Annotated in this window: 12 protein-coding genes and 1 tRNA gene; 9 read left to right on the forward strand and 4 right to left on the reverse strand. The window is 68.5% G+C overall.

Features of this window, described 5'->3' with window-relative positions:
- Positions 1-70 precede the first annotated feature (70 nt).
- Genes FV223_RS31195 through FV223_RS00555 form a run of 4 tightly spaced genes read left to right on the forward strand, consistent with a single transcriptional unit; the run spans position 71 to position 3,435 of the window.
- Positions 71-799, forward strand: a complete 729-nt coding sequence (locus FV223_RS31195) for a multiubiquitin domain-containing protein (protein ID WP_210247484.1) — start codon at positions 71-73, stop codon at positions 797-799.
- Positions 792-1,412, forward strand: coding sequence for a putative metal-binding protein (locus FV223_RS00545; protein ID WP_058191720.1), 621 nt, complete (start codon positions 792-794; stop codon positions 1,410-1,412). The genes FV223_RS31195 and FV223_RS00545 overlap by 8 nt, the downstream gene beginning before the upstream one ends.
- Positions 1,409-1,894 (forward strand): Mov34/MPN/PAD-1 family protein, encoded by a 486-nt coding sequence (locus tag FV223_RS00550; protein ID WP_147724674.1) that lies wholly within the window; start codon positions 1,409-1,411, stop codon positions 1,892-1,894. Before FV223_RS00545 ends, FV223_RS00550 begins: the two co-directional genes overlap by 4 nt.
- Positions 1,895-1,896: 2 nt before the next feature.
- Positions 1,897-3,435 (forward strand): E2 ligase fold family C protein, encoded by a 1,539-nt coding sequence (locus FV223_RS00555; protein ID WP_147724676.1) that lies wholly within the window; start codon positions 1,897-1,899, stop codon positions 3,433-3,435.
- A gap of 152 nt (positions 3,436-3,587) precedes the next feature.
- Here the strand turns inward: FV223_RS00555 and FV223_RS00560 are convergent, their stop codons facing one another.
- Positions 3,588-5,255 (reverse strand): integrase family protein, encoded by a 1,668-nt coding sequence (locus tag FV223_RS00560; RefSeq protein ID WP_147724678.1) that lies wholly within the window; start codon positions 5,253-5,255, stop codon positions 3,588-3,590.
- Positions 5,256-5,485: 230 nt separating this feature from the next.
- Here FV223_RS00560 and FV223_RS00565 point away from each other — a divergent pair.
- Positions 5,486-5,562 (forward strand) — tRNA-Arg (locus FV223_RS00565).
- A gap of 284 nt (positions 5,563-5,846) precedes the next feature.
- Positions 5,847-6,149: a hypothetical protein gene (locus FV223_RS00570; RefSeq protein ID WP_147724680.1), complete on the forward strand. Its 303-nt coding sequence runs from the start codon at positions 5,847-5,849 to the stop codon at positions 6,147-6,149.
- A gap of 25 nt (positions 6,150-6,174) precedes the next feature.
- Here the strand turns inward: FV223_RS00570 and FV223_RS00575 are convergent, their stop codons facing one another.
- Both FV223_RS00575 and FV223_RS00580 read right to left on the reverse strand, forming a co-directional pair.
- On the reverse strand, positions 6,175-6,609 hold the full coding sequence (locus tag FV223_RS00575; RefSeq protein ID WP_147724681.1) for a hypothetical protein: 435 nt from the start codon (positions 6,607-6,609) through the stop codon (positions 6,175-6,177).
- 96 nt (positions 6,610-6,705) lie between these two features.
- The gene (locus FV223_RS00580; protein ID WP_147724683.1) at positions 6,706-7,029 is read right to left on the reverse strand and encodes a hypothetical protein; all 324 of its coding nucleotides are present in this window, start codon (positions 7,027-7,029) and stop codon (positions 6,706-6,708) included.
- Between the two features lie 193 nt (positions 7,030-7,222).
- On the opposite strand from FV223_RS00580, the gene FV223_RS00585 reads away from it, so the two are divergent.
- Entirely contained in the window at positions 7,223-7,462 is a 240-nt protein-coding gene (locus tag FV223_RS00585) for a hypothetical protein (protein WP_147724686.1), read from the forward strand.
- Positions 7,463-7,472: 10 nt separating this feature from the next.
- Here the strand turns inward: FV223_RS00585 and FV223_RS00590 are convergent, their stop codons facing one another.
- A complete protein-coding gene (locus tag FV223_RS00590; RefSeq protein ID WP_147724688.1) occupies positions 7,473-7,715 on the reverse strand; it encodes a hypothetical protein in 243 nt (80 codons plus the stop codon).
- A 173-nt stretch (positions 7,716-7,888) separates the two neighbouring features.
- Between FV223_RS00590 and FV223_RS00595 the strand changes: the two genes are divergently transcribed.
- The gene (locus FV223_RS00595) at positions 7,889-8,395 is read left to right on the forward strand and encodes a GAF domain-containing protein (protein ID WP_147724690.1); all 507 of its coding nucleotides are present in this window, start codon (positions 7,889-7,891) and stop codon (positions 8,393-8,395) included.
- Positions 8,396-8,553: 158 nt separating this feature from the next.
- Complete coding sequence (locus FV223_RS00600) at positions 8,554-8,829, forward strand: hypothetical protein (RefSeq protein WP_147724692.1); 276 nt, start codon at positions 8,554-8,556, stop codon at positions 8,827-8,829.
- Positions 8,830-9,240 lie beyond the last annotated feature (411 nt).

A 9,240-nucleotide genomic window follows, 5' to 3' on the forward strand; every position in this document is an offset into this window, starting at 1 on the left:
AGCTTCGCTGAGAAGGCAGAAGGGCAGGCCCGTTCCGAGGCGCCCCCTGATCGACCAGCGAGGCTCCACGATGAACGACCACCACGACCCCGACCGTTTCCAGATCCAGGTCGGCGGCCCCGACCTGGACTTCCGCACCATCACGCTCCCTGATCCGGTTCCCACGGGGCGCCAGATCCTCAAGGCGGCAGGGGCCCTGCCGGTCGAGGATCATGCCGCCGTCGCGTTCATGCCCGACGGGGTGTTGGAGACGCTCCGCCTGGACGAGACCTTCGACCTTCGCGGGCACGGCGTCGAACAGGTCCTGGTGTTCCGGACCGACCGCTTCTTCCGTTTCCTGATCAACGACCAGGACGAGGAATGGGGCGTTCCGATGATCAGCGGTCGCGTGCTCAAGGGACTGGCAAAAGTCGATCCCGCCGCGCACGACGTCTTTCTCGACGTCCGCGGTGGCAGCGACATCCTCATCCGCGACAACGAACTCTTCGACCTGGACAAGCCCGGCGTGGAGCGCTTCGTGACGGCACCCAGGGCCGAAGGCCACGACGGATCGGTGCCGATCACCGTCGTCGTCAACGGGGAACCCACGGTGGTCGCCGCGAAGGCGGGGGATCTCTTGGCGACGGTCCGGGAAAAGGCGCTGACGCAGACCGAGAACGTCGGGCAGCCGCCGGAGAACTGGGAGCTGAAGGACGATGCGGGTGTCAGCCTCGACCTCGCCGCGACCGTCGGCTCGTTCGGCTTCGGCCGGCATGTCACGCTCTACCTGAGCCTGAAGGCGGGGGTGGCCGGTGCCTGAGATACAGTCCGTCGATCCGACGGTCTCACGCACGAAGTTCGATCGCGAGATCGCGAGGTATCGCGACCGGGAAGCCCACCATCACGGGCGGGGCTGCTTCCTGGTCGACGCGTCCTTTCCGAAGGCGCTGGTCCTCTTCGCCTCCAGGAAGGTCAAGCCCACGGTGCTCGTGGCGGGCGCCGTGCTCGACTTCTCCAACTACGACCTGCGCCCGCCGTCCGTGACGTTCGTCGACCCGTTCACCCGGGCGCCCCTGCTCGCCAAGGACCTCACCATCTCGATGCTGCGGCGGCCGCCGATGCCGTCGATGCCTCCGGAGATGCTGCAGGCCATGCTTCAGAGCGGCCAGGTCGTGCTCTCGAACATCATCCAGTTTCACGGTCCCGAGGAGCCGCCGTTCCTCTGCCTGCCGGGGGTCCGCGAGTACCACGATCATCCGGCGCACACAGGTGACTCATGGCTTCTGCACCGGGGTTCTGGCGAAGGCTCCTTGGACTTCATCCTGAACCAGATCTGGAAGTACGGCGTGGACCCGTTCGACCAGATCCAGATCCAGGACGTGAAGGTGACGTTGGGAGGGCTGGGGGCGTCGTTCGACGCGATACCCGAATGACGCTTTCCGACGTCGCACGCGTCGTCGTGCCCCGGACCTGCATCGAACAGGTCCAGCGGCACATGCGTGCCGTCGGCCAAGACGGACACGAGGGCCTCGGCCTCTGGGTCGGGAAGCAGGACGGGGCCCGCTTTACGGTGCTTGAGGCGATCATTCCTGCGCAACGCCACGTCCGGACCGCCGACGGCGTCTGCGTCGTGGTGGGCCCGGATGAACTGCACCGCATCAACAAATGGCTCTTCGAGCACAGGCTGACGCTCGTCGCGCAGATCCATAGCCACCCCGGAAGGGCCTACCACTCAGGCACGGACGACGACTTCGCCGTCGCCACCCGGGTCGGATGCCTGTCGCTGGTGGTGCCGGACTACGCCACGGGACGTTTCGAACTCGCGACCACCGCGACCTTCCGGCTCGATGCGAGCGGGCGCTGGCGCGGGATCCGGACGCCCGAAGTGCGCCGCCTCATCGAGATCGTGGAGTGACCATGGCCTTCGCCAATTTCTTCAACCGCGCCGCCACCGCTGCCTCCCAGGTCCTCAGCGGCTTCGACCTTCCGGCCTTCCGCGGGACCCTGGACGGACATGTCATCGGGATCGCGTTCGACGTCGAGGCCATCCGGTCGACGGAGGCGGCAGCGACCCTCGACCTTCTCGTGAGGCTGGTCTCTCGCCTGCATCCCTCGGTGTGCCTGATCGCCCTCGACCACCATGCCGAGTCGGCCCGTGACAGCCTCATGCAGCTGGCGCTGTCCATCAACCCTGACATCGACCTGTCACGCCATTCCGGCGAGGTGACGGAATGCGTCGTCGTCGGCCGGAGCCGCCCGCGCATCGAAGCCACGATGGTCTTCGCAGGATCGAATGGCTGGACGGCGACGCTCTCGCGGTCCGGCCCCCAAGGATCGGGCCCGTCGCGCAATCCCTTCGGTGCGGGCGCGGCGGCGTGCATCGCTGCCGCGAACGTCTTCCGAATGGTATTCGCCGATCGGCTGCCCGGCGGGGATCCCGATATGGAGGTCACGCTTTCCCTGTTGGACTACGGGAACGGGCCCCACGGCCGGGAATTCGACCCGGACACCGTCGATCTCGGCGAGGCCCACCTCGTCGGCCTGGGCGCGATCGGTAACGGGGCGGTCTGGGCGTTGTCGCGCATGCCCGGGCTCGCCGGATCTTTGCACTTGGTCGACCATGAGGCCGTGGACCTGTCGAATCTGCAGCGGTACGTGATCGCCGACCAGGCGACGGTCGATGTGGCGAAGGTCACGGCCGCGGAGAGGCTGCTGGCGGACACCCGCCTCACGATCTTTCCCCATCGGAAGCGTTGGGGCGACTATGCCGGGGAGCGGGGGGACTGGTCCTTCGAGCGCGTGGCTGTCGGCCTCGATACCGCGGAGGATCGCATCGCCGTCCAAGCCTCGTTGCCGAGATGGATCGTGAATGCCTGGACCCGCGACATCGACCTCGGCGTCTCGCGCCACCGCTTTGGATCGGACAAGGCGTGCCTTGCCTGCCTCTACCTTCCGGACGGTCAGGTGAAGGCCGAGGATCAGAAGGTCGCCGAGGAGATCGGCCTTCCCGACGCAGTATTGGAAGTCCGAGGCCTGCTGGCGACCAACGGTCCGGTAAACACGGCTTTCGTGACGAGGGTCGCCGAACGCCTGGGGGTGCCCGTCGCGGAACTGATGCCCTTCGTGGGCAGGCCCCTTCGCAATTTCTACCAGGGGGCGATCTGCGGCGGCGTGGTCTTCAACCTCACCGGTGGCGCACGCCCGGTACGGGCGACGGTGCCCATGGCGTTCCAATCCGCGTTGGCCGGGATCATGCTGGCAGCGGAGCTCGTGAAGCATGCGGCGGGGGTACCCGAGGCGTCCACCACGAGCACCCGCGTCAACCTCCTCCGGCCGCTTCGAGGCCACCACGCCGACCCCAAGGCGAAGGCCGCTCCCGGCCGCTGCATCTGCAGCGACTCCGACTTCATCCGGGCCTATGAGGCGAAATACACGGCGTCGCCATGTCCGATGTGAGGTCGCCGCCGGCACGGGTCCCTCGACCGCCCTTGACGCGAACCGTTCCGCGGACACGGCCGTCGCACGGCGGATCGACCCGTCGGATCAACATCGTGCCCTTCATGAGGAGAGGAGATCCACGCGTCTCCACGCCGTCCGTCGGGACCGCCTCAGCCTGGAGCCCCTGCCGCCCCTGCGCGCTGTTTGTTCGTCCCGTCCTGCGGCTTCCTGTTCACCGCCTTCGACCGGGCTCGCTTGGCATCGCCATCGACGCCGCGCTGCTTCGCCCGCCGACGGACGAGTTCGGCCTTCAGCTCCTCGCGCGGGAGCAACACCGCCGCCGCGGCGGCCGGCTCCAGCAGTCGCTCCCACGCCTCCATCACGGGACGCTTGAAGGCGAGCATCTCCGCCTCCGTATAGCGCCGCGTCGTGCCGTTGGTCTTCCTCACGCCGACCTCGTCGTCGGCATGATCGAGGACGTGGCCGACGAGGGCGATATGGATCCCGGCAACGTCCTGGACAGAGGACGAGATCACGCGACGCATGTCGTGCGGCGAACTCGACGAGCCCGGGATCGCCGTCATGGTGTGCGTGAGCGTGTCCGCCACGAGATGGCCCACCCTCGCGGGCCGCCCGGCCTTGGCAGGTCGTTGCTTGGGGAATGCCCAGGGCGTCGCCCCGTCGTATTCGAGCCGGTGCCACGTCAGGTAGGCCATCACGACCCTCCAGCATGCCGGGGGAAGCGGGATGACATGCGGCTTGCCGGTCTGGTTCGTGCGTCGGACCTTCCGGTGGTAGCAACGCCAAAGGCCCCATCCCGGCTCACCGTCCCAGGGCTCGAAATGCTCGACCTCGGCGGTGACGATCGAAAGGCGCCGCTGCCCGGTCCACACCGCCAGGTGCACGGTCGCCGCAACCGCCGGATTGAGGACGCCGGATGCCCTGGAAGTCGCGAGGATCAGGCCCGCCTCCGCCAGCGAGGGGAAGTGCTGCCGTCCCTTCACGCCCGAGAGCTTGGGGGCGCGGACGCGGTCCATGATGCCCTCGCGGACCCCGGAGCGTCGCTCCTGGGCGGGCTCGGCGAGCCAGCGGAAAAAGCGCTTCATGTTCCGCGAGACGTCGTTCGCCTGACTGCGCTTGCCTTCCTTGACGAGGCCTTCGACGGCCATGGCGAGGTCGGCCGCCTCCAGTCGCGCCACGTGGCGCTCATCGAACGGCAGGAGCGCCGGGCATGTCAGGACCTTGCTGTAGTTTCGGATGGTCGCGGGAGCGAGATTCCCCACCGCCTCCTCCGACTTGAGCCATTCCACGTAGGCGACCCGGGCCTCGGCGTAGGTCCAGGTCGTCGCGGCGGGCTGCCTCGCCATGACCTCCGGCACGTAGGGGACCGTCGCATCGCCATGCCCCTTCTTGCGCGCGTCCGCGGCAAGGAGCGCCTGTCGGTGAAGCTCGATCCACTCGTCCGTCGGGGGGCCGTTGCCGGTCGAGACATGGCGCACGATGGAGGCGCAGACCGTCCGGGCATGAGCCAGGCTCCAGGCATCGATACGCCCGATCCGGACCCGGAATTCCCGCCCTTGGTATTGGACCCGCGAGAAATAGGTCGCCCCGCGCGGCTGTATCCTGACGCGCAACCCCCGCTGGATCGTATCGGAAAACTCAGTGCTGAACTTGATCTTCACGTCCCGGATCAAGCCGGACAGGCTCTCGATGAAGGCGACCGAAAGTTCCTGCTTACGGTCCTTCGGCACCACGGGCGGCGGGACGTCGAGCTGCCATGCGACGTTCGAGTAGATCACCCCCGGCAGCCGGGGTCCTTCCTTGCGCTTGCCGCCCATCGAAAACCGTCCGAGTTATCCGTTTGTGAGACCTCATAACTCGGACGGTATTCGGACGGCCATCGGTTTCGCTCGCTTGGACGTGGTTAACCTCGCTCGATCCACCGGAAATGCTGTTTGCCCATCAGAGGGTTGGGCGTTTCGGCCTTCTGTGAAGGTGAAAAGCGCGTGGTGGCGGAAAGGCTTGACCCAGGCCCGGACCCGTGGCTTCTGGGCCTGCTGGCACCCCAGACTCCGTAGCTCAGCTGGATAGAGCAGCCGCCTTCTAAGCGGCAGGTCGTTGGTTCGAGCCCAACCGGGGTCGCCACCGCTCCGTGCGGCCGCAGACGGCGCGAGACGCTGTCGGCATCGGCACCCGATCATCGTCCGGTTCTTCGATTCGGCATCGCGTCTGCCCCGCACCGCATCGTCGACCAGGGCATCTCCGATACCCCCTTCGGACGATCGGGACCGTTGCAAGGGTTCCGCGTGAGGAAGCCCCGCGGGACTTCGCGCTCAATCGCAGAATCGACAATCATCAAAAATTAAGACAAGTCCGCCGCGATTGCGTTACTTGGGTCTCGTCAACTCAGTTCCGACTTGGAGACACCAATGATCCCTTATCGCGTGAGCGTGCTGGCACCCAACGCCGACGACGACCGAAGCCATAAGGTGATGGTGTTCGGCACCTATGCCGACACCGATGGCGAGGCCTTGCGGACCGTGTCGGGCGCGATGCCGGACGGGTGGCGGGTGGATCGCATTGCCGGTCTTCTGTCTCGGGCCGAGGTCGAACAGCTGCGCCTCGCTCACGGCGAGGTCCGCGAAGTCTCGTCCTTCACCATCGATGGCTTGCTGACGCCCGAGGATGCGCTCTATGCCAGCCAAGAGCGTTCGCGGCCCGAAGCGCGGTGAGTGCCCGGTGAGCCGGATGGCGGGCTCATCGCGGGGCGAACACGGTGATGTTGCTGTTGAGCTGATACGTTCCGGTCGGCGGCGTGTTCACGAAGCGCAGGTAGATCGGGCTCTCGCCGAGGATCGCGCCGAAGGACGGCGTGACCGGCATCGGAAAGCACTTGGCGAGGGCCGCGTCGGCCGCCTCCTGATAGTGCCGCTGCGCCTCGGCATCGCCCTTGAGCTGGCGCGCGATGATGCGCGGCGTGCCGCGGATCGCCCCCGTCTTGTCGAGGCCGAAGCGGTAGGCGAGGAGCGAGCCGTCCGTGCCCGCCGGCACCGTCCAGCACGTCGCGAGGGCGGACCGCATGTCCGCCCAGTTGTTGGCTCGCGCTCGCGCTTCGGGTTCCGCCCCGGCCGGCCCGGCGATGCCGCAGAGCACCGCCGCGGCGGCGGAGAGACGGGCGGGGACCTTTCGCATCGGCGAGCGCTCCTGTGGGAAAGGCGCCCCTTCGCGCCATCCGCGTCAACGTGCCGAAGGCCGCTCGGGCTTCACGTCCGTCGCGTTCCGCGCGCCTCACCGCTTTCCCCCTCGGATCAGCCGGAGACCGCCCATGCCCGGCGGCAGGTCGGGCGGACCTGCCCGGTCGAGGTCCGGAAAGTGGGCCTGGCACCTTGGCACGTACTGGTTGCCCCTTCGCGCGCCCGGTCGTTCCCGCCAGGGGCAATCGAGGGCGATGCGCTCCAGCACGTCCGCCAGCGGGGTCTCCGGGCCGAACTTCGCCGCAAGGCGCGCGAGGCGGTAGCTCCCGCTCCGGTGCGGGCACAGGGTGCAGGCCACCCGGATGACGATGAAGGGGTAGGCCGCGAGGCATGGGACCTCTGGCCGTCTCGGTGGCACCGCATCGACTCACTGGTTCAACCCACGGTGAGAACGAACAAGGAACGAGGCATGCCACCATTGGTTCGGTCAAGCTCGATCCCGACATGCCTCCGGGATCTGTCCCGGGCTTGGCCGCAGGGCGGGGCGGCGACCGGGTGGCGAACTGGTCCGGCGGATGCTTAGAGACCCGCCCGCCACCGCAGGGATGCCGATGCACTGGCCCGCCGCCTACGCCGACTTCAACGTCTTCCGTCGCCGCCGGAGGCCCGAGCTGCGCTGCGCCGTCCGGCAGGATCGTCCGGTCCCGCGCTTCATCGACGGCGCGATCTGGGAGTTCAGCGGCACGGTGGTGGGCGAGCGGCCGCCGGCCGGCTTCCAGTCGCTGGAGGCCCATGAGGCGATGCTTTCGGCCGGCTACTACCTGTTCCGGTCGCCCGGCGCGCGGAACTGATGGCGGCCCTTCACACCGCGTCCACCTCCTCGAGATCGAGCGTGAGGGTGGCTCGCATGACGACCTTGCCGTTCTGATCCCGGACGATGGCGAGGTAGTCCTGTCGGTCCGAGACGGCGTCGAGCAGCTGGGCCACCCGCCGCATCACCTGAACCAGCCGCGCCTGCGCGGCCGCGATGTCGGGGAGGTCGAAGCCCTGGGTGTCGCGGACGAAGTTCGTTCCGTCGTGAAGGTCGATGTAGAACAGCGGCATCGCGCGCACCTGCCGTCGGCAAGCCCGCTCCGTACTACGCAGGGGGCGGCGTCCGGTACGGATACGTGGTCGCAGGTCGCACCCGGACCGTGGCGTCGTCGGCCGCGGTGAAACCTCCGCAGGATGCTTCGCATCGCGTGCACGGGAGCCGCTTGGCTGATAGGGTGCGCGCCATGGATGATGCACGCCTCGAAGAGGCTCGCGCCCGGCTCCTCACGATCTCGTCGCTGCCCGACCTGGTGGCCGCCCTGCGGGACACCGCCCGTACGATCGCCGGCGCCGACGGCATCTCGGTGGTGCTGCGGGACGGCGAGTTCTGCCACTACGTCGCCGAGGACGCGATCCGACCGCTGTGGAAGGGGCGCCGCTTCCGGCTGCAGGACTGCATCTCCGGCTGGGTCATGCTGAACAAGCGCCCGGCCGTCGTTCCCTACATTGAAGGCGATCGTCGCCTGCCCGTCGAAGCGTATCTGGCGACGGCGATGTGCAGCCTGGTGATGATCCCGATCGGCGTGCCGGAGCCCGTGGCGGCGCTCGGCGCCTACTGGAGCGCCTGGGTCGAGCCCGACGACGCCACGGTCTCGCGCCTGCAATCGCTCGCCGACATGGCGACGGCAGCGCTCGCGCGCATGCGCCCGGTGGCAGGCGGCGCCCTCCTGGAGCCAGCACTCAGCGCCTGAGCAGGCCCACCCGCATCGGCGTCCCGACGCGTCGCGCAGGATCGAAGCCATGGGCTGCCGGGACGATCCCCGAAGAACGCCCGCGCTGTGCCGGAACGTCGCACCCCGACCCTGGGTTAGCAAACGCGTGGTTCACGCCGAAACCAGGGAGAAACGCCATGAAGATCCTCACGCTGGCTCTCGCCGGCACGCTGATGCTCGGGTCCGCCGCCATTGCGGCGGAGGGCGGCTCGGGCACTACCAAGTCCGGGACCATGAACAGCACCGGCCCGAACGACGCCGGTGCCGGGTCGTCCCCGGGGGCGGCCGGAAGCGGCCCGACAACGGGCGACAAGAGCCGCTCCGGAACGTCCAACAGCACCGGGGCCAACGATGCCGGGGCCGGCTCGACGCCCGGCGCATCCGGGAAGGGCACCGCCGCACCGACCCGCTGAGTCGCGGCCGACCTGAATCGGGTGCCGGGCTCCAGCCCCGGCATCCGCCTGCGATGAGACGCGCCCCCGGTGCGGACTCGACGAACGGTCGAACCTTCGCCCCCCCCCGCGCGCGATCGCGAAAGCCCGATCCGCCCCCGGAAGACCGGCCGGCGCGGTGGGCGCCGGGGAACGCACCGCAGCAGCCGACGTTCTAGCCGGGAAGCGCGGCTGTTCGCGCCCGGGTTCTCTCAGAATGTCTACGCCCAACCCCGGTCCGAGGAGCCCGTCGTCGGAGGACGGCTCGGTCGTCTGGATCCTGATGCTGGGATCGGCGCTGATCGCCCTCGTGGCGGCGCAGACCCGGAAAGGCACGCCGGCGGTCCAGCCCGCGGCCGAGCGGGTGGTCGAGCGGCGTCCGCCGCAGCGGGT

It is taken from the genome of Methylobacterium sp. WL116, assembly GCF_008039455.1.
GTDB lineage: Bacteria > Pseudomonadota > Alphaproteobacteria > Rhizobiales > Beijerinckiaceae > Methylobacterium.